This is a genomic window from Streptomyces sp. NPDC057697 (assembly GCF_042799335.1).
Lineage (GTDB): Bacteria > Actinomycetota > Actinomycetes > Streptomycetales > Streptomycetaceae > Streptomyces.
In genome coordinates this window covers 461,486-482,084 of sequence record NZ_JBHVJA010000001.1, presented here as the reverse complement: position 1 = coordinate 482,084, position 20,599 = coordinate 461,486, and the positions used below count along the sequence as shown (strand labels likewise).

Here is a 20,599-nt window from a genome sequence, read left to right as displayed (position 1 = left end):
CGCGCTCAGCGGCGGCCCGCCGCCGCGTCCGCCGCCGGGCGCCCCGCCCGGACCGGCGTACGCGTGGAGAGCCCGGCCAGCCGTGCCCGCCCGCACGGCACCGGGACCCGCTTCGGAAGATGGTGCGGCAACGATGCGTACCAGGTGTACGACACCGCGTAACCGAAGGCCAGGCACGCCATCCCGCCCAGCGCGTCCAGCCAGAAGTGGTTGGCGGTCGACACGATGACGACCAGGGTGAGCGCCGGGTAGAGCAGGCCCAGGACGCGGGCCCAGGGCGCGGAGGCCAGCGCGAAGACCGTCAGCCCGCACCAGAGCGACCAGCCGATGTGCATCGACGGCATCGCCGCGTACTGGTTCGACATGTTCTTGAAGTTGCCCGAGGCCATCGAGCCCCAGGTGTGGTGCACCAGGACGGTGTCGATGAAGTGGCCGCCGTTCATCAGCCGGGGCGGCGCCAGCGGATACAGGTAGTAGCCGAGCAGTGCCACGCCCGTGGTCGCGAACAGGGCCAGCCGGGCCGCCGCGTACCGGCCGGGGTGCCAGTGGAACAGCCACACCAGCACACAGACCGTGACGACGAAGTGCAGCGTCGCGTAGTAGTAGTTCATCGAGACGATCAGCCATGTCACGGAATCCACCGCGTGGTTGACCGACTGCTCCACGGCGATGCCCAGATACCGCTCGGCCGACCAGATCCGGTCGGCGTTGCGCAGGGCCTCGGTCCGCTGCTCCGGAACGGCGTTGCGCACCAGGGAGTACACCCAGTAACTGGCGGCGACGAGCAGGATTTCGAACCAGATGCGCGGTCGGCGGGGGGAGCGCAGGGAGCGCAGGGAGTGCAGTCCCACCGGGCCGCTGATGCGCCGTCCGGTGTTCCGCTTCGGGTTCGCCGCGGTGGCCGCCTCGTTCACGATGGGTGACGGGGTGGCCTCCGACCGGCCTTCCTGTGATGTCACGCTCAATTCACCCATAGGCACAGAGTCTGCCAGAAAATGCCCCTCCGCCCGATGAACCTCCGGCCGGGTCCGGGCCGCACATCAGGAGCGCCCCCGGGGCCACCGGGAAGGCGCACGTCAGAAGCGCCGCGGAGCGGTCCGGGGCGCGTGTGTTCGGAGGGGAGGGCCCGGGTGCGCGCGCCCGGACTGCGTGCCGCGAACGGGCGTGGGATCCTGGGCGGGTCAGGCGGTGGTGGCCGGAGCGGGCCCGGGGCCCGCGGCCGTTGAACCGCGAACGACCAGCTCGGGCATGAAGACGAACTCGCTGTGCGGGGCGGGGGTGCCGCCGACCTCCTCCAGGAGCGTGCGCACCGCGGCCTGGCCCATCGCCGTCACCGGCTGACGGATCGTGGTCAGCGGCGGATCGGTGAACGCTATGAGCGGCGAGTCGTCGTAACCGACCACCGACAGATCGCGCGGCACGTCCAACGACAGCCGGCGGGCGGCCCGGATCGCGCCGAGCGCCATCATGTCGCTCGCGCACACCACCGCCGTGCAGCCCCGCTCGATCAGTGCCGACGCCGCGGCCTGTCCGCCCTCCAGGGTGAACAGCGAATGCTGGATCAGCTCCTCCGCTGCGTCCGGGCCGAGGTTCAACTGCTCCTGGACGGTGGCGCGGAAGCCCTCGATCTTGCGCAGCACCGGCACGAACCGCTTCGGGCCGACCGCCAGTCCGATCCGCTGATGGCCCAGCGACACCAGATGCGTCACCGCGAGCCGCATCGCCGCCCGGTCGTCCGGCGAGATGAACGGCGCCTGGACCTTGGGCGAGAAGCCGTTGACCAGGACGAACGGAACACCCTTGGCGCGCAGTTGCTCATAGCGCTGCATGTCGGCCGAGGTGTCGGCGTGCAGCCCGGAGACGAAGATGATGCCCGCGACACCGCGGTCCACCAGCATCTCGGTCAACTCGTCCTCGGTGGAGCCGCCGGGGGTCTGGGTCGCCAGCACCGGCGTGTAGCCCTGCCGCGTCAGCGCCTGGCCGATGACCTGGGCGAGCGCGGGGAAGATGGGGTTCTCCAGCTCGGGCGTGATCAGCCCGACCAGCCCCGCGCTGCGCCTGCGCAGCCGTACGGGCCGTTCGTAGCCGAGGACGTCGAGCGCGGCGAGAACGGATTCGCGGGTGGCCGCTGCAACACCGGGCTTGCCGTTCAGTACGCGGCTGACCGTCGCTTCGCTGACCCCCGCCTGAGTTGCGATATCGGCAAGCCGTGCGGTCATGGAAGTGGACTGTACCGGGCGTATGTCGGATTGCCCACCATGCGCATGAATCGGACGACCGCCCCCGTGCGGCGCTCCGCCGTGGCCTTCCGGCAACATCTTGCAAGGACTTGCGGGACGGGTTTGCGGAGGGCGAGCGGATCTTCGCACCGTGCGGCCCGGGGGTGTGGCCCGCCGCTGCCAGGGCGAGGTGTCCGTCGTCAAGGGGCTTGACGGCAACTGTGAGGACACGCGAATGTAACGATCGTCGGCGCTTGCAGAAATCTTCCGCAAACTCTTTCGGCGTTCTTTCATCCTTGTTACGTTCACGTCGACCCGGCGCCGCGACGGAGCGGTACGGCAGTTGAAGGAGTTCAGATGCGACGTGGCATAACGGCCACCGCCCTGGTCGCGACCCTGGCGTTCGCGGCGACCGCCTGCGGCAGCGACAGCGAGTCCGACGGCACGAGCAAGGGCTCGGGCGAGCTCTCCGGCACCGTGACGTGGTGGGACACCTCCACCGCGGGCAGCGAGGACAAGGTCTTCAAGAAGATCGCCGAGGGCTTCACCAAGAAGCACCCGAAGGTCCACGTCAAGTACGTCAACGTGCCCTTCGGCGACGCGCAGAACAAGTTCAAGAACGCGGCCCAGGCCGGCTCCGACGCCCCCGACGTCATCCGCTCCGAGGTCGCCTGGACCCCCGAGTTCGCCGACCTCGGCTACCTGGCCCCGCTCGACGGCACCACCGCGCTGAAGAACCCCGACGACTTCCTGAAGCAGGCCGCCGCCTCCACCAAGTACAAGGACAAGACGTACGCGGTGCCGCAGGTCATCGACTCCATGGGCGTCTTCTACAACAAGAAGATCTTCAAGGAGGCCGGTGTCGAGGTCCCCAAGACCGTCGACGAGCTGAAGACCGTCGCCAAGAAGATCAAGGACAAGACCGGCAAGACCGGTATGTACCTGCGCGGTGACGACGCCTACTGGTTCCTCTCCTTCCTGTACGGCGAGGGCGGCGACATGGTCGACGCCTCCACCAAGTCCGTCACCATCGACAACCCCGAGGGCGTCAAGGCGATGAAGGTCGTCAAGGACCTCGTCGACTCGGGCGCCGCCAAGACCGATGCCACGGACGGCTGGGAGAACATGCAGGCGTCCTTCAAGGACGGCAAGGTCGCCATGATGATCAACGGCCCCTGGGCCGTCGCGGACACCTTCGCCGGCAAGGAGTTCAAGGACAAGGCCAACCTGGGCATCGCCCCCGTCCCGGCCGGCTCCGCCGCGCAGGGCGCCCCGCAGGGCGGTCACAACCTGGCCGTCTACGCGGGTTCCAAGAACCTCGACGCCTCCTACGCGTTCGTCGACTACATGACGTCCACGGAGACCCAGGCCGAGGTCACCAAGGAGCTGAGCCTCCTGCCGACCCGCACCTCCGCCTACGCCCGGCAGGACGTCGTCGACAACGAGATCGTCGGCTTCTTCAAGCCCGTCGTCGAGACCGCCGTCGAGCGCCCCTGGATCCCGGAGACCGGCAGCCTCTTCGCCCCGCTCGTCACCGAGTACACCAAGGTCCTCACCGGGCAGGCCACGCCGGAGAAGGCCGTCAAGACGACCGGCGACTCCTACCGCAAGCTCCTCAAGGGCTGGAAGTAACCCAGGAAGGCAGGCCGGCTGATGATGGCTGTCCACACCAGCCAGTCGGTGGCGAAGGCCGCGGGCGACGACGACGTCGTCGCCCGCGGCCGGAGCCGCGGTACTGGTAACCCACCCCGGCCGGGCAGGCTCCGGCGGGCGCTGTCGACCCACTGGTACGCCTGGACCATGGTCGCCCCCGTCGTCGTCGTGATCGGCGTGATCATCGGGTACCCGCTGGTCCGCGGCATCTATCTGTCGCTCACCGACGCCAACGAGCGCAATGTCGAACGGTCCATCGGCGTCAACCACATCCCCGCGTCGTACAAGTTCGTGGGGCTGGACAACTACACCGATGTGCTCACGGGCAACGAGTTCCTCGGCACGCTCGGGTGGACCCTGGTGTGGACGGTCTCCTGCGTGGCGATCACCTTCGCCCTCGGCATGGCGCTCGCCAACATCCTCAACCGCAGGATCGCCGGGCGTTCCGCGTACCGGATGGCGCTCATCCTGCCCTGGGCCATCCCCGGCTTCGTCTCCGTCTTCGCCTGGCGCTTCCTCTACAACGAGGACCGCGGGCTGCTCAACAAGATCCTCTCGGGGTCCGGCTTCGACGGCATCCCGTGGCTCAACGACCCCACCTGGGCGAAGATCTCCGTCATCGCCGTCAACGTCTGGCTCGGCGTGCCGTTCATGATGGTCGCCCTCCTCGGCGGGCTCCAGTCCATCCCCAGCGAGCACTACGAGGCCGCGGAGATGGACGGCGCCGGCGCCTGGCAGCGCTTCCGCCACATCACCCTGCCCGGACTGCGCCCCGTCTCCACGACGGTCATCCTGCTCTCCACCATCTGGACCTTCAACATGTTCCCGGTGATCTTCCTGCTGACCAGCGGCGGACCCGGCGACGCCACCCAGATCCTGGTGACGCAGGCGTACAAGTTCTCCTTCGAGATCAGCCCGCGCGACTTCGCGCTCTCCTCCACCTGGGGCGTGCTGATCCTCGTACTCCTGATGGTCTTCGCCACCGTCTACCGGCGAGTCCTCCGCACCCAGGGAGATGACTGGTGACCACGGCCCCCGCCCCCGCCGCGCGGCACTCCGCGCGCAAGGTCCGGCCGCGCGGCGAGCGTTCGCCGCTGGCCTCCGCCGCGCTGCACCTGACGCTGATCGTCGCGTCCGTGATCGCCGTCTTCCCCGTGCTGTGGGTGCTGCTCACCTCGCTGAAGCCCGCCGCGTACGCGACGACCACGGACTTCTTCAGGGAGACGACGTTCGAGAACTACACGAACCTCCTCCAGAACACGAAGTTCCTCACCTGGTTCGGCAACTCGCTGCTCATCGCCGGGCTCACCACCCTGGCCGGCGTCATCGTCTCCGCCTCCACCGGCTACGCCGTCAGCCGCTTCCGGTTCCCCGGCAAGCGCGGGCTGATGTGGACGCTGCTGATCACCCAGATGTTCCCGGTCGCCGTCCTCATCGTGCCGATCTACAACATCATGGCGACCATGGGGCTGCTCAACCAGCCCGCCGGTCTGGTCATCACCTACCTCACCATCTCGGTGCCGTTCTGCGCCTGGATGATGAAGGGCTTCTTCGACACCATCCCGCGCGAGATCGACGAGTCGGGCCAGGTCGACGGCCTCACCCCGTTCGGCACGTTCTGGCGGCTCGTCCTGCCGCTCGCCAAGCCCGGCCTCGCCGTCACCGCGTTCTACTCCTTCATCACCGCCTGGGGCGAAGTGGCGTACGCCTCCGCCTTCATGGTCGGCGAGGACAACCTCACCCTCGCGGGCGGACTCCAGCTGTTCGTCAACCGGTACGGGGCCCAGTGGGGCCCGATGACCGCCGCGTCCGTGCTGATCGCGATACCCGCGGCCCTGGTCTTCCTCTTCGCCCAGCGCCACCTGGTCACCGGCATGTCCGCCGGAGCCGTCAAGGGCTGACCCAGCACGCCCCGCACGACCCGCACGCACCACGTCACGGCGGTCCGCCGGTACCCGGGGAATCGCATTCCCCACCGCAGCCGACCACCCCCGGTCCGGGCCGATCCCGGACCGGGCGGTCGCCGGCATCGCGACCCGGTCCCGGCGCCGCTTCCCACCCCGACACCCCAGGGACGACATGACCCAGCACCTCGCTGCCCCCTCCACCGGCACGTCCGGCGACGCTCCGGCCCACCAGACCGGCTGGTGGCAGGACGCGGTGATCTACCAGGTCTATCCGCGGAGCTTCGCCGACGGCAACGGCGACGGCATGGGCGACCTCGCCGGCGTACGCGGGAGACTTCCGTACCTCAAGGACCTCGGTGTGGACGCGGTCTGGCTCAGCCCGTTCTACGCCTCCCCGCAGGCCGACGCGGGCTACGACGTCGCCGACTACCGTGCCATCGACCCGATGTTCGGCACCCTGCTGGACGCCGACGCGCTGATCCGGGACGCCCACGACCTGGGCCTGCGGATCATCGTGGACCTGGTGCCCAACCACTCCTCGGACCAGCACGACTGGTTCAGGCGCGCGCTCGCCGAGGGCCCCGGCTCCGCGCTGCGCGAGCGCTACCACTTCCGCCCCGGCAAGGGCGCGGACGGCGAACTGCCGCCCAACGACTGGGAGTCCATCTTCGGCGGCCCGGCGTGGACCCGGACCACCGACCCCGACGGCACCCCCGGCGACTGGTACCTCCACCTCTTCGCGCCCGAACAGCCCGACTTCAACTGGGAACACCCGGCCGTCGCCGACGAGTTCCGCTCGATCCTGCGCTTCTGGCTCGACATGGGCGTCGACGGCTTCCGGGTCGACGTCGCCCACGGCCTGGTCAAGGCCGCCGGTCTGCCCGACCTCGGCAGCCACGACCAGCTGAAGCTGCTCGGCAACGACGTCATGCCGTTCTTCGACCAGGACGGGGTGCACGAGATCTACCGCTCCTGGCGCACCATCCTCGACGAGTACCCCGGCGACCGGATCGCCGTCGCCGAGGCATGGACCCCCACCGTCGAGCGCACCGCCAACTACGTGCGCTCCGACGAGATGCACCAGGCATTCAACTTCCAGTACCTCTCCACCGCCTGGGACGCCGCCGAACTGCGCAAGGTCATCGACACCTCGCTCGACGCGATGCGCCCGGTCGGCGCCCCCACCACCTGGGTGCTCTCCAACCACGACGTGACCCGGCACGCCACCCGGTTCGCCAACCCGCCCGGCCTCGGCACCCAGATCCGCACCGCGGGCGACCGCGGCCTGGGCCTGCGGCGGGCCCGCGCCGCCACCCTGCTGATGCTGGCGCTGCCCGGCTCCGCCTACGTCTACCAGGGCGAGGAACTCGGCCTGCCCGACGTCACCGACCTGCCCGACGAGGTCCGCCAGGACCCCTCGTTCTTCCGCGCGGAGGGCCAGGACGGCTTCCGCGACGGCTGCCGGGTGCCGATCCCGTGGACCCGCGAGGGCAGCTCGTACGGCTTCGGCGACGGCGGCAGCTGGCTGCCCCAGCCCGAGGGCTGGGGCGAGCTGAGCGTCCAGGCGCAGACCGGCGAGGAGGGCTCCACCCTGGAGCTGTACCGGGCCGCGATCGCCGCCCGCCGGGCCCACCCGGGGCTCGGTGCCGGTTCCTCGGTGGAGTGGCGGGCGGCCCCGGAGGGGCTGCTGGTCTTCGCCCGCCCCGGCTTCGTCTGCACCGTCAACACCACGGGCAGCCCGGTGCGCATCCCGGTGCGCGGCACCGTCCTGCTGTCCAGCAGCCCGGTCGTCACCGACGGCGCCGAGATCGAGCTGCCCGCGGACACCACGGTGTGGTGGACGGTGTGACCGTCCCCCTGCCCAGGGCCTCCCTGCCGGACGAGCCGGTCAGGACCCGGAAGGGAGGCCCCGGGACCGGCGGTGCGCCGAGGCTCTCGGACATCGCCGGTCAGGCGGCGGTCAGCGAGGCGACCGTCAGCCGGGTGCTCAACGGGAAGCCGGGCGTCGCGGACCCCACCCGCCAGCGGGTGCTCGCGGCGCTGGACATCCTCGGCTACGAACGTCCCGTACGGCTGCGCAGGCGCAGCGCCGGGCTGATCGGGCTGGTGACGCCCGAGCTCACCAACCCGATCTTCCCGGCGTTCGCGCAGGCCGTGGAACAGATGCTGGCCGGACACGGCTACACCCCGGTGCTCTGCACCCAGCTGCCCGGCGGCGCCACGGAGGACGAGCTCGTCGAGCAGCTCGTGGAGCGCGGGGTCGGCGGGATCGTCTTCATCTCCGGGCTGCACGCCGACCTGTCGGCCGACCCGGCCCGGTACGCCACGCTCACCGACCGCGGTGTGCCGTTCGTCCTGATCAACGGCTACAACGAGCGGATCAGCGCCCCGTTCGTCTCGCCCGACGACGCCGCCGCGGTGCGGATGGCCGTCGGGCACCTCGCCGACCTCGGCCACAGCCGGGTCGGCCTGGCGATCGGGCCGCAGCGCTATGTGCCCTCCCGGCGCAAGCGCGAGGGGTTCCTCGACGCCGCGGTGGGGCTGCTGGGTCTGGACCGGGCGGAGGCCGAACTCCTGGTCTGCCCCACGCTGTTCAGCGTCGAGGGCGGCCAGGTCGCGGCGGGTGCGCTGCTCGACCAGGGGTGCACGGGCATCGTCTGCGGCAGCGACCTGATGGCGCTGGGCGTGGTGCGCGCGGCCCGGGAGCGCGGGCTCGGCGTGCCGCGCGACGTGTCGGTGGTGGGCTTCGACGACTCGCAGCTCATCGCGTTCACCGATCCGCCGCTGACCACGGTGCGCCAGCCCGTGCAGGCCATGGCGGGAGCGGCGGTGAGCGCCCTGCTGGAGGAGATCGGCGGCAGCCCGGTGCAGCGTACGGAGTACGTGTTCCAGCCGGAGCTGGTGGTACGGGGATCCACGGCGGCGCTCCGGGGGCTCTGAGGCCCGCGGGGCCGGGCGTACAGGAGAGGCACCGGGAGTCGGCCCTGGGTGGGCCGGCGGGGAGTGCGACTCCGGGTGCCTCTCTTGTCCGTGACCGGCCCGGCCGGCCGGGCGCGTGGGGTCCGGGGTCGCCGGAACCCCCGGCCGACCGGACCGGAGTCGGAAGCAACGTAACAGCGCTGCAATGTTTTGCGTAAGCCCTTGCAGAAAGAAAACTGCCTTGTTTCCTGGATGTGAGCGGACGGTGTCCAAGGGGTTGACCAGGGGCTGACGGGCTCGTACGGTCTGCGTCGCGGCAAGGTTTGCATTCTTGCAGCAAGAACCTTCAGGAGCCTTGAAGGCAGGGCGCGTTGCCATGTGAGGCTGCACCGTCACCCGCATTTCCCCCCACAGCAGGAGGAAGCATGGCACGCAGACCACTGTCCGTGGCGCTCGCTCTGGCGGCCGGCGCCACCGCCCTGATGGCCCCGGCCACCACCGCCCAGGCGGCCGCCCCCGGCGGCAAGGACGTCACCGCCGTCCTCTTCGAGTGGAAGTTCGACTCCGTGGCCAAGGCGTGCACGGACACCCTCGGCCCGGCCGGCTACGGCTACGTACAGGTCTCGCCGCCCCAGGAGCACATCCAGGGCAGCCAGTGGTGGACCTCGTACCAGCCGGTCAGCTACAAGATCGCCGGGCGGCTCGGCGACCGCGCCGCCTTCGCCGCCATGGTCGGCACCTGCCACGCCGCGGGCGTCAAGGTCGTGGCCGACTCGGTCATCAACCACATGTCCGCGGGCTCGGGCACCGGTACCGGCGGCTCCTCGTACACCAAGTACGACTACCCCGGCCTGTACTCCGCGCCGGACATGGACGACTGCACCGCGCAGATCAGCAACTACCAGGACCGCGCCAACGTCCAGAACTGCGAACTCGTCGGCCTCGCCGACCTGGACACCGGTGAGGAGTACGTCCGCGGGAAGATCGCCGGATACCTGAACGACCTGCTCTCGCTGGGCGTCGACGGCTTCCGCATCGACGCCGCCAAGCACATGCCCGCCACCGACCTGGCGAACATCAAGTCACGGCTGAGCGACCCGGACGTCTACTGGAAGCAGGAGGCGATATACGGAGCGGGCGAGGCGGTCCAGCCCGACGAGTACACCGGCACCGGCGACGTCCAGGAATTCCGCTACGCCCGCGGCCTCAAGCAGGTCCTCACCGGCGGGAACCTCGCCTCCCTGAAGAACTTCGGCGAGGGCTGGGGCTTCATGCCCTCGTCCGGCTCCGCGGTCTTCGTCGACAACCACGACACCGAGCGCGGCGGCGACACGCTGAACTACAAGAACGGCGCCGCCTACACCCTCGCCAACGTCTTCATGCTGGCCTGGCCCTACGGCTCGCCCGACGTCCACTCCGGCTACGAGTGGTCCGACAAGGACGCCGGTCCGCCCAACGGGGGCACGGTGAACGCCTGTTACAGCGACGGCTGGAAGTGCCAGCACGCCTGGCGCGAGATCTCCTCCATGGTCGGCTTCCGCAACACCGCGCGCGGCGAGGCCGTCACCGACTGGTGGGACGACGGCGGCAACCGGATCGCCTTCGGCCGGGGCTCCAAGGCGTACGTCGCCATCAACCACGAGGGCTCCGCGCTGACCCGGACGTTCCAGACCTCGCTGCCCGCCGGCGACTACTGCGACATCCAGTCCGGCAACGGCGTCACGGTCGACGGCTCCGGCCGGTTCACCGCGACGCTGGGCGCCGACACGGCGCTCGCCCTCCAGACCGGCGCCCGCACCTGCTCCGGCACCACCCCGAGCGAGCCCGGCACGGGCACGTCCGGCGCCTCCTTCGGCGTCGACGCCACCACCCGGCCCGGCCAGAACATCTACGTCACCGGCGACCAGCCCGCCCTCGGCAATTGGGACCCCGCCGCCGCGCCCAAGCTGGACCCGGCCGCGTACCCCGTCTGGAAACTCGATGTGAGCCTGCCCGCCGGTACGTCCTTCGCGTACAAGTACGTCCGCAAGGACGCGAGCGGCAACGTCACCTGGGAGAGCGGCGCCAACCGCACGGCCACGGTGCCGTCCTCCGGCAGGGCCGTCCTGACCTCGGACGTCTGGCGCGGCTGACCGTACTGACGCGCGGGGCTCTCGTCCCGATCGGGCCGGATCGGGCACCGGGGCACGCGGACCCGCACCGATCCGGACGAAAGGCCCTGGGGCGCGCGTCGGACGTCCCGCCCGGCCTCCGGGCGGACACCGCCGCTTCGGCCCGCACCCCGCACCAGGCTCCCGGTGTGCCGGAGGGACCGGCCCGGCCCCCTCCGGCACACCGCACTCCCGCCCCGAGCCCCGTACCCCCTTCGAGGAGAACCCGAGTGATACGTCCGTCCCTGCGCGCGCCCGCGCGAAGAACGGCGACCGCCGTCGTCGCGGCCGCCCTGTGCGCGGCCCTCGTGCCCGCGCTCCCCGCCGCGGCGGCCAGGCCGCCCGCCGCGCCCTCGGACGCCCGGCTGGCCGCCGAACCCGCCCGCCACGACCTGACACGTGAGCAGTTCTACTTCGTCATGCCGGACCGGTTCGCCAACGGCGACACCTCCAACGACCGCGGCGGGCTGACCGGTTCGCGTCTGGAGACCGGCTACGACCCCACGGACAAGGGCTTCTACCAGGGCGGTGACCTCAAGGGCCTGACGAACAGGCTCGACTACATCAAGGGGCTCGGCACCACCGCCATCTGGCTCGCCCCGATCTTCAAGAACCGCCCCGTCCAGGGCACCGGCAAGGACGCCTCGGCCGGTTACCACGGCTACTGGATCACCGACTTCACCCGGGTCGACCCGCACTTCGGCACCAACGCCGATCTGACGAAGCTGATCGACAAGGCCCACGGCAAGGGCATGAAGGTCTTCTTCGACGTCATCACCAACCACACCGCGGACACCGTCGACTACGCGGAGAAGACGTACGGCTACCGGCCCAAGGGCGCCTACCCCTACCTCGACCGCGACGGCCGCCCCTTCGACGACGCGGCGGGCATGGCGAAGGTGGACGCCGACTCCTTCCCGTACGAGCCGGTGAGCGGCGGCGGCAAGACGCCGTCCTGGCTGAACGACCCGACGATGTACCACAACCGCGGCGACTCCACGTACGCCGGCGAGTCCACCACGTACGGCGACTTCTCCGGGCTCGACGACCTGTGGACCGAGCGTCCCGAGGTCGTCTCCGGCATGGAGAAGATCTACGAGAAGTGGGTCCGCGACTTCCGGATAGACGGGTTCCGGATCGACACCGTCAAACACGTCGACATGGACTTCTGGACCCAGTGGGCCACCGCCCTGGACGCGTACGCCGCGAAGCACGGCCGCAAGGACTTCTTCATGTTCGGCGAGGTCTACTCCTCGGACACCGCCGTCACCTCGCCCTATGTCACCCGGGGGCGGCTGGACGCCACGCTCGACTTCCCGTTCCAGGAAGCGGCCCGCCAGTACGCCTCGCAGGGCGCCCCGGCCTCGAAGCTCGCCGCCGTCTTCGGCGACGACTACCGGTACACCACCGACAAGGCCAACGCCTACGAGCAGGTGACCTTCCTCGGCAACCACGACATGGGGCGCATCGGCACCTTCCTGAAGCAGGACAACCCGAAGGCCGGTGACGCGGAGCTGGTGAAGCGCGCGGAGCTCGCCAACGAACTGATGTTCCTCGGCCGGGGCAACCCGGTCGTCTACTACGGCGACGAGCAGGGCTTCACCGGCGCGGGCGGCGACAAGGACGCCCGCCAGACGATGTTCGCCTCGAAGACCGCCGACTACCTCGACGACGACGAGCTGGGCACCGACCGCACCCACGCCTTCGACGCGTACGACGAGACCCACCCGCTCTACCGGAATATCGCCGCCCTCTCGAAGCTGACCCGGGACAACCCGGCGCTCCGCGACGGCGTGCAGACCGAGCGGTACGCCGAGGGCTCCGTCTACGCCTTCTCCCGTACGGACGCGGCGCGCGGCACCGAGTACGTCGTCGCCACCAACAACGGCACCGGCCCGAAGACCGTCGAGCTGCCCACCGGGTCCGCCCGGATGGACTTCCGCACCCTGTACGGCGGTTCCGGCACGGTCCGCAGCGGCGCCGACCAGAAGATCACGGTCACCGTCCCGGCCCTGTCGAGCGTCGTGCTCCGCGCCGCCAAGCCCCTCGCGGCCCCGGCGACCAAGCCCTCCGTCACGCTGAAGGCCCCGCCCGCCGGCGCCACCGGCACCGTCGAGCTGACCGCCGACGTGGACGGCGGCTCCCTCGACCGGGTGGTCTTCGCCGCTCAGACCGGCAACGGGAAGTGGACCACCCTCGGATCCGCCGACCACGCCCCGTACAAGGTCACCCAGACCATCGACGCCAGGACCACCGCCGGAACGCCCCTGCGCTACAAGGCCGTCGTCGTCGACCGCACCGGCCGCACCGCGAGCGCCACCGCCTCCTCCACCGCAGGACAGGCGCCCGCCCCCGCGAAGCCCGTGGCCGTCGAACGCGACTACGCCGTCATCCACTACCGGCGCGCCGACGGCGACTACGACGGCTGGCAGGTCGAGTCCGGCGGGACCACCGCCGCGTTCACCGGACGCGACGCCTACGGCGCCTTCGCCTGGATCAAGGTGCCCGAGGACGCCGCGACCGTCCCGTACACCGTCGAGAAGTCCGGCACCGCCGACGGGCCGGAACGGACCGTCGACCTCGCGAAGACCGGCCAGGTCTGGATCGCACAGGGCGAGGACGGCCAGGCGGACACCGCCCCCGAAGGCGCCTACCCGGCACCGGACACCTCCAAGGCCGTGCTGCACTACTACCGCGCCGACGGCGACTACGACGGCTGGGGCCTGCACACCTGGACCGGCGCCGAGGAACCCACCGACTGGGCCAAGCCGCTCCAGCCCGCGAAGAAGGACGCCTCCGGACTCACCTTCGAGGTCCCGCTCACCGACGGGGCCACCTCGCTCAGCTACATCCTGCACCGGGGCGACGAGAAGGACCTGCCCAGCGACCAGTCGCTCGACCTCGCGACCTACGGCCACGAGGTGTGGATGCTCGGCGGCACGGCCGGCTATCTGCTCCCGCAGGCCGGTGGCGTCCCGACGCCCGACCTCACCAAGGCCGAGGCCCAGTGGATCGACGCCGACACCGTCGTCTGGAAGGTCAAGGCCACCGCGGCCACCAGCCAGCAGCTCGTCCACGCACCGAGCGGCGGCATCTCCGTCGTCGACGGCGCCCTGAGCGACGAGGGCCAGTGGCTGCGGCTCACCCCGTCCGCGCTGAGCGACGCCCAGAAGGCGAAGTACCCGCACCTCAAGGACTACCCCGCCTTCACCGTCGACGCCCGTGACCGGGACAGGGTCCGCGAGGCCCTGCGCGGCCAGCTGATCGCCACCCAGCGCGCCGCCAACGGCGCCCTGCTCGCCGCCACCGGGGTGCAGAGCGCCGGTGTGCTCGACGACCTCTACGGCGCGAAGGCGAGCGGCGCCGCCCTCGGCCCGGTCTTCCGCCACGGCACCCCCACCCTCTCGGTGTGGGCGCCCACCGCCCGTACCGTCGCGCTCGAACTCGACGGCCGGACCGTCCCGATGCGGCGCGACGACCGCACCGGCGTCTGGTCCGTCACCGGAAGGAAGAGCTGGACCGGCAAGCCCTACCGGTACGTCGTGGACGTCTGGGCGCCCACCGTCCAGAAGCTCGTCACCAACAAGGTCACCGACCCCTACTCCACCGCCCTGACCACCGACTCCGCCCGCAGCCTCGTCGTCGACCTCGATGACCGGAAGCTCGCGCCCAAGGGCTGGGACACGCTCCGCAAGCCCGCCGCCGTGCCGCTGCGCGACGCGCAGATCCAGGAGCTGCACATCCGCGACTTCTCGATCGCGGACCGCACCTCGAAGCACCCCGGCGAGTACCTCGCCTTCACCGACACCCGCTCCGACGGGATGAAGCACCTCAAGCGGCTCGCCGACTCCGGCACCGGCTACGTGCACCTGCTGCCCGCCTTCGACATCGGCACCATCCCCGAGAAGAAGTCCGCGCAGCAGAGACCGGCCTGCGACCTCGCCGTGTACGCCCCCGACTCCGAGGAGCAGCAGGCCTGCGTGGCGAAGGCCGCCGCGAAGGACGGCTTCAACTGGGGCTACGACCCGCTGCACTACACCGTCCCCGAGGGCTCCTACGCCTCCGACCCGAACGGCACCCGGCGCACCGTCGAGTTCCGGCAGATGGTGCAGGGGCTCAACGGCGCCGGGCTGCGGACCGTCATGGACGTCGTCTACAACCACACCGTCGCCGCCGGCCAGGACGACAAGTCCGTACTCGACCGGATCGTGCCCGGCTACTACCAGCGGCTCCTGGAGGACGGCACCGTCGCCACCTCCACCTGCTGCGCCAACACCGCCCCCGAGAACACCATGATGGGCAAGCTCGTCGTCGACTCGGTGGTCACCTGGGCCAAGGAGTACAAGGTCGACGGCTTCCGCTTCGACCTGATGGGCCACCACCCCAAGGCCAACATCCTGGCCGTCCGCAAGGCCCTCGACGCGCTGACCGTCGCCAAGGACGGCGTGGACGGCAAGAAGATCATCCTGTATGGGGAGGGCTGGAACTTCGGTGAGATCGCCGACGACGCCCGGTTCGTCCAGGCCACCCAGAAGAACATGGCCGGCACCGGCATCGCCACCTTCTCCGACCGCTCCCGCGACGCCGTGCGCGGCGGCTCCCCGTTCGACGAGGACCCCGGCGTGCAGGGCTTCGCCACCGGCCTCTACACCGACCCCAACACCTCCGCCGCCAACGGCACGAAGGCCGAGCAGAAGGCCCGCCTCCTGCACTACCAGGACCTGATCAAGGTCGGCCTCACCGGCAACCTCGCCGACTACACCTTCACCGACTCCGCCGGGAACACGGTCAAGGGCTCCGGCGTCGACTACAACGGCGCCCCCGCCGGGTACGCCGCCGCCCCCGGCGACGCCCTCGCCTACGCGGACGCCCACGACAACGAGGCGCTCTACGACGCCCTCGCCTTCAAGCTCCCGGCGGGCACCCCGGCGGCCGACCGGGCCAGGATGCAGGTCCTCGCCATGGCGACCGCCACCCTCTCGCAGGGCCCCTCGCTCTCCCAGGCGGGCACCGACCTGCTGCGCTCCAAGTCCCTGGACCGCAACTCGTACGACAGCGGCGACTGGTTCAACGCCCTGCACTGGGACTGCCGTGACGGCAACGGCTTCGGCCGGGGGCTGCCACCGGCCGCCGACAACGCGTCCAAGTGGTCCTACGCGAAGCCGTTGCTGGCCGATCCCGCGCTCCGTCCCGGCTGCGCACGGATCGACGCCGCTTCCGCCGCGTACCGGGACCTGCTCACCATCCGGGCCACGGAGCGGGACTTCGGCCTTGCCACCACGGCCCAGGTGCAGTCCGCCCTGTCCTTCCCGCTCTCCGGGAAGGCCGAGACACCGGGTGTGATCACCATGCGGCTCGGGAAGCTGGTCGTCGTCCTCAACGCGACCCCCGGCACCACCCGCCAGACGGTCGCCGGGCTGGCGGGCCTGCGGTACGCACTCCACCCGGTCCAGGCTGCGGGCGCGGATTCTACTGTCAAGAAGGCCGCCTATGAGAAGAGTTCGGGAAGTTTCACCGTTCCGGGACGTACGGTGGCGGTGTTCTCCCGGAACTGAGCCACGACAGGTCTAGGTTGGAAGGCAGCAGCCGCCGGGGATGCCAGACCCTCGCACCCCCGGCGCGTCCTCCCACCCCCGGCCGGTCCCGGCCCCTCTCCGGTACGCCAGGTGTCCTCGTATGCCTGCGCCGTACGGGAACCAGGGGCCGGGACCGGCCGGTCCACCTGTTTCGGCGACGGTGACCATGGCGAGCAACATCCCCGAGGAGACAAGCAGCTTTGTCGGACGGAAAGCGGAACTTGCCAGGCTGGAACACACCCTCGCCACACACCGGCTGACCACGCTCACCGGCAGCGGCGGCGTCGGCAAGACCCGGCTCGCCGTCCGCGCGGCCCGGCAGGCGGCGGCCGCCCACCGCGACGGCGCCTGGTGGGCCGATCTGTCACCGCTCCACGACGACGGACTGCTCATCGCGACCGTCTCCGACGCGGTCGGGCTCTCCGACCACACCCTGCGCATGCCCATCGACGCGCTCTGCGAATGGCTCGTCGACAAGGAGATGCTGCTGATCCTCGACTCGTGCGAACACCTGCGCCACGCCTGCGCGCACCTGCTCGGCGAGATCCTCACGACGTCCCCCGGCCTCACCGTGCTCGCCACCAGCCGGCAGCCCCTGGACATCAAGGGCGAACAGGTCGTCGAGGTGGATCCGCTGCCCGTGGAGGGCGCCGCCGACGCGCTGACGCTGTTCCGGGACCGGGCGGCCGTCGCCGCCCCCGGACTCGCCCTCGAAGAACCGGGCAACGCCGAGGCCGCCGCCGAGATCTGCCGCCGCCTCGAAGGCATTCCGCTCGCCGTCGAACTCGCCGCCGGAGCCCTCGGCCGGGACACCGTCGAGCAGGTCGCCGCGCGGATCAGGTCCCGCTTCGAGGTACCGGACGACACCTCGCTCTGGCCGCCGCGCCACCGCACCCTGCGCACCGCCATCGGCTGGAGCCATGAGCTCTGCACCCCCCTGGAACGGCTGCTCTGGGCCCGGCTGACCGTCCTGCGCGGCGACTTCGACGAGGCCGTGGCCCGCGAGGTCTGCGCCGGGGGGCCGCTCACCGAGGACGGCGTGGGCCGGGCGCTGAAGGGCCTGGTCGCCAAGTCCGTCGTCGCCCGGGACGGCGCACGACACCGGATGCTCGACACCATCCGCGAGTACGGCCGGATGTGGCTCGCCGAACTCGACGAGGAACGCGCCGCGCTCGACCGGCACGCCGCCTGCTTCCTCGGCCTGGCCCGCAACGCCCACGCGGGCTGGACCGGCGACGACCAGATCAGCTGGTACCACCGTATCGCCGAGGCGCACGCCGACCTCTGCGCCGCCCTCGACCACCTGCTGGCCCACGACACCGCGGCCGCCCAGGAGATGGCGGGCCGGATCGGCTTCTTCTGGTGCTGCTGCGGCCACCTCCCGCAGACCCGCGAGTACGCCCGGCGCGCCCTGGCCGCCGGACCGGCCGAGGGCCCCCACCGCACCCGCGCCCTGTGGGTGCTCGGCATCACCGTCATGCTCCAGGGCGACTACCCGGCCGCCCGCCGACTGGGCCGGGAGTGCAGCAGGGCGGCGGCGCGCGACGGCACCGACGAGGGCATCCTCGCCGCCGCCTACCTCTGCGGCCTCACCCATCTGATGACCGGCCGCCCCGAGGCGGGCCTGCGCGAGGTCGACCGGGTCCTGCGCTCGACCGGCACCGCCACCCCGCTGGAGCGGGCCTACCGGCTGCGGTGCAGGCTCATCACGGTCTTCGCCCTGACCGGGCTCGGACGGCTGGACGAGGCGGCGGAGGCGGCCACGGTGCTGCGCGCGTCCTGCGAGGCCCTGGACGAGTGCTGGACCCGCAGCTACGTCGACTACCAACTCGCCCTGATCGCCCTGCTCCAGGGCGACGCCGAATCCTCCGCCGTCCACGCGCGCTCGATGCTCGCGGGCAAGCACCGCATGCGCGACAGCTTCGGCATCGCGCTCGGCCTGGACATCCTGGCCGCGGCGATCGCCGCCCAGGGCGCCGGTGCCCGCGCCGCCCGCGTCTACGGCACCGGCCAGGTGTACTGGCGCATGGTCGGCCAGCCGCAACGCGGCACCCCGGAACTGGAACCGCTGCGCGAGGCGTGCGAACGCCGGGCCCGCGAAGCCGTCGGCGACGCCGCCTACCAGCGGGCCTTCGAGCGGGGCCGGGCGGACAACGCGGAGGTGGGCCTGGCGGCGGCGCTCCAGGGCGAACTGCTCATGTAGCGGGGGCCGGTCCGGTGCCTTGCCGCGTCCGCGGCGTTCCGCCGTACGCGTGGCGTCCCGCCGTATCCGTGGCGTCCCGCCGCACGCCGGGCGGGACGCCGCGGACACGGACTACGGCAGCCGCTGCGGGGGAACGGCCGGTACGGCGGGCGCCAGGGCGGAGAGCCGGTCCAGCAGCTCCCCGAACGGCCCGTCCGCCGGTTCCTGCCCGAGGACCCGCAGCACGATGCCCGCCATCTCCGCGTCGTACGCGGCGCTCACCGCGGCCAGCGCGGCGAAGTCGTGCACCAGCTGGAGCTCCAGCTCCGCGCGGTCGATCCGCCGCCCGTCCAGCCAGATCAGCGCCGTCGACTCGGCCAGCGACACCCAGGACCGCACCACCAGTTCGAGCCGGGCGGGAGGGTGCTCGACCCCCAGATGGGCCAGGATCTGCTCGCAGGCGGCCTGCCGCACCCCGTCGATCATCGCGTTGGCCGTCGAGGACCCCGCCGCGGGCCCGCCCCGCATCAGCGCCGAGAACCCGGGCCCGTGCTCGTCGACGAAGTCGAAGAACCGCCGCATCACCCGCAGCAGCCGGGTACCGAGCGGCCCTTCGCGGGGCTCCACGAAGCGGGCCGCCAGTTCGTCGGCGGCCCGCCGCAGCGCGGCCTCGTACAGGCTCTGCTTCCCCGGGAAGTAGTGGTAGACCAAGGGCCGCGAGATCCCCGCGGCGGCCGCGATCTCGTCGATCGACACCTCGTCCGGGGCGCGGTGACTGAACAACTCCAGCGCGACACCGATCAATTGCTGTCTGCGCTCCTCGACGCCCATCCTGCGCCGCACCCCGGTCGTCATGGTGGACAGCGTACCGAGTGGAGCGCCGGGGGAGGGGTGGCGGGCGACCACGGCCGACGCCTACAGATCCAGGACCAGCCGCTCGCCCCGGCACCGCGAGACGCAGATCAGCATCGAGTCGTCCCGCTCGGAGTCGGTCAGCAGCTCGTCGCGGTGGTCGACCTCGCCCGCCAGGACGGACTGCCGGCACGTCCCGCAGAAGCCCTGCTCGCAGGAGTAGGAGACGTACGGCAGCTCGTCGCGGACCGCGGCCAGCACCGACCGGTCCGCCGGTACCCGGACCGTACGGCCGGAACGGCGCAGCTCGACCTCGAAGGGGGCGGAACCGGCCGATGACGCGGCCGCCGTGAAGCGCTCCAGATGGAGGGTGCGGCCGGGCGGCAGGGCGGCGGCGACCGCGTCCATCAGGGGTTCGGGGCCGCAGCAGTAGACGGCCGTGCCCTCCACCGTGTCCGCCAGGGCCGCGGCGGCGTCCGGACGGCCCGCCTCGTCGGCGGCGACGACCGTCACCCGGCCGTCCGCGCCCAGTTCCTCGATCTCGTCCAGGAACGGCATCGAGGCACGGGTCCGCCCGCCGTACAGCAGCCGCCACTCGGCGCCCGAGGCGGCGAGCGACCGCAGCATCGGCAGGATCGGGGTGATGCCGATGCCGCCCGCGACGAACAGGTACGCGGGGGCGTCCACGAGCGGGAAGCGGTTGCGCGGATCGCGGATCTCCACCTCCTCGCCCTCCCGGAGCCGCGCGTGGACCTCGCGGGAGCCGCCGCGGCCGTCCTCCACCAGCCGCGCCGCGACGGTGTACGTGTCGGGGTCGGCCGGGTCCCCGCAGAGCGAGTACTGGCGGACCAGGCCGGAGGGCAGCAGCAGGTCGAGATGGGCGCCGGGCTGCCAGGCGGGCAGACCGGAGCCCTTCAGACGCAGTTGGACGACGCCCTCGGCGGGGGTGGTCCGCTCGGTGACCAGCAGCCGCCGGGTGGCGGTGGTGCGGCGCTCGGCGTGACCGGAGACCGGCCGGGCCAGCGCCGGGAGCGGCCACAGCGGGGAGCGCTGGATACGGCGGCGCAGCGCGCGCCTGGCCAGCAGTGCGGCGCCCGCGACCAGGACGACGGTACGCGGGCGGGGCAGGGGGAGCGGCATG

General features: G+C 71.4%; 12 protein-coding genes. 8 read left to right on the top strand and 4 right to left on the bottom strand.

The genetic code is table 11. The features are described 5' to 3' along the window. Window positions 1-5: 5 nt before the first annotated feature. Both ACFVFH_RS02135 and ACFVFH_RS02130 read right to left on the bottom strand, forming a co-directional pair. The gene (locus ACFVFH_RS02135) at window positions 6-914 is read right to left on the bottom strand and encodes a phosphatase PAP2 family protein (protein ID WP_383763503.1); all 909 of its coding nucleotides are present in this window, start codon (window positions 912-914) and stop codon (window positions 6-8) included. A 267-nt stretch (window positions 915-1,181) separates the two neighbouring features. Further along, window positions 1,182-2,219 (bottom strand): LacI family DNA-binding transcriptional regulator, encoded by a 1,038-nt coding sequence (locus ACFVFH_RS02130; RefSeq protein ID WP_383762110.1) that lies wholly within the window; start codon window positions 2,217-2,219, stop codon window positions 1,182-1,184. A gap of 357 nt (window positions 2,220-2,576) precedes the next feature. On the opposite strand from ACFVFH_RS02130, the gene ACFVFH_RS02125 reads away from it, so the two are divergent. The 8 genes from ACFVFH_RS02125 (at window position 2,577) to ACFVFH_RS02090 (ending at window position 18,627) form a co-directional block, all read left to right on the top strand. Then, window positions 2,577-3,851 carry an extracellular solute-binding protein gene (locus tag ACFVFH_RS02125; protein WP_383762108.1) on the top strand — a complete coding sequence of 425 codons (1,275 nt, stop codon included), beginning with the start codon at window positions 2,577-2,579 and terminating at the stop codon, window positions 3,849-3,851. Window positions 3,852-3,875: 24 nt separating this feature from the next. Further along, entirely contained in the window at window positions 3,876-4,898 is a 1,023-nt protein-coding gene (locus ACFVFH_RS02120; RefSeq protein WP_383763500.1) for a carbohydrate ABC transporter permease, read from the top strand. Next, entirely contained in the window at window positions 4,895-5,773 is an 879-nt protein-coding gene (locus tag ACFVFH_RS02115) for a sugar ABC transporter permease (protein WP_383762105.1), read from the top strand. Before ACFVFH_RS02120 ends, ACFVFH_RS02115 begins: the two co-directional genes overlap by 4 nt. Before the next feature lie 178 nt (window positions 5,774-5,951). Beyond that, window positions 5,952-7,628: an alpha-amylase family glycosyl hydrolase gene (locus ACFVFH_RS02110; protein ID WP_383762102.1), complete on the top strand. Its 1,677-nt coding sequence runs from the start codon at window positions 5,952-5,954 to the stop codon at window positions 7,626-7,628. Beyond that, entirely contained in the window at window positions 7,613-8,719 is a 1,107-nt protein-coding gene (locus ACFVFH_RS02105; RefSeq protein WP_383762100.1) for a LacI family DNA-binding transcriptional regulator, read from the top strand. The genes ACFVFH_RS02110 and ACFVFH_RS02105 overlap by 16 nt, the downstream gene beginning before the upstream one ends. Before the next feature lie 404 nt (window positions 8,720-9,123). Beyond that, window positions 9,124-10,830 (top strand): carbohydrate-binding module family 20 domain-containing protein, encoded by a 1,707-nt coding sequence (locus ACFVFH_RS02100; RefSeq protein WP_383762097.1) that lies wholly within the window; start codon window positions 9,124-9,126, stop codon window positions 10,828-10,830. A 251-nt stretch (window positions 10,831-11,081) separates the two neighbouring features. Further along, window positions 11,082-16,403, top strand: coding sequence for a pullulanase-type alpha-1,6-glucosidase (gene pulA, locus ACFVFH_RS02095; RefSeq protein ID WP_383763497.1), 5,322 nt, complete (start codon window positions 11,082-11,084; stop codon window positions 16,401-16,403). Between the two features lie 187 nt (window positions 16,404-16,590). After that, complete coding sequence (locus tag ACFVFH_RS02090; RefSeq protein ID WP_383762094.1) at window positions 16,591-18,627, top strand: ATP-binding protein; 2,037 nt, start codon at window positions 16,591-16,593, stop codon at window positions 18,625-18,627. A 111-nt stretch (window positions 18,628-18,738) separates the two neighbouring features. Here the strand turns inward: ACFVFH_RS02090 and ACFVFH_RS02085 are convergent, their stop codons facing one another. Together ACFVFH_RS02085 and ACFVFH_RS02080 are read right to left on the bottom strand one after the other, a co-directional pair. Continuing rightward, a complete protein-coding gene (locus ACFVFH_RS02085; protein WP_383762092.1) occupies window positions 18,739-19,461 on the bottom strand; it encodes a TetR/AcrR family transcriptional regulator in 723 nt (240 codons plus the stop codon). Window positions 19,462-19,521: 60 nt separating this feature from the next. Then, window positions 19,522-20,598 carry a PDR/VanB family oxidoreductase gene (locus tag ACFVFH_RS02080; protein WP_383762089.1) on the bottom strand — a complete coding sequence of 359 codons (1,077 nt, stop codon included), beginning with the start codon at window positions 20,596-20,598 and terminating at the stop codon, window positions 19,522-19,524. Between the last annotated feature and the right edge of the window lies 1 nt (window position 20,599).